This window comes from Pseudomonas sp. SIMBA_067, assembly GCF_046534675.1.
GTDB lineage: Bacteria > Pseudomonadota > Gammaproteobacteria > Pseudomonadales > Pseudomonadaceae > Aquipseudomonas > Aquipseudomonas putida.
In genome coordinates this window covers 1-257 of record NZ_JAWRYH010000794.1, presented here as the reverse complement: position 1 = coordinate 257, position 257 = coordinate 1, and the positions used below count along the sequence as shown (strand labels likewise).

Here is a 257-nt window from a genome sequence, read left to right as displayed (position 1 = left end):
GTGCCAGCCACGGATGCAGTCCCTGAGAAATTTCCGCGTAATCAATAACAATCACGTTGTCGGTACGCTCACGCACGAAGCGGATAGCCCGTTCGGTGGTATGGCGACTTTCATCGCTGCCAAGCAAAAACAGGAAAGGCACGCCAGGCTCGACGACCTCCAGTGGCCCGTGACGAAACTCGCCACTCTCAATCACGGAACCGTGTGTCCAGGTAAATTCCATTAAGGTAACAATGCCCTCTTTGTAGCCCAGCGGA

General features: G+C 54.5%; 1 protein-coding gene. It reads right to left on the bottom strand.

The features are described 5' to 3' along the window. Positions 1-257, bottom strand: a 257-nt coding sequence (locus SB765_RS31375; RefSeq protein ID WP_410932729.1) for an SIS domain-containing protein, incomplete at both ends; no start/stop codon positions are given.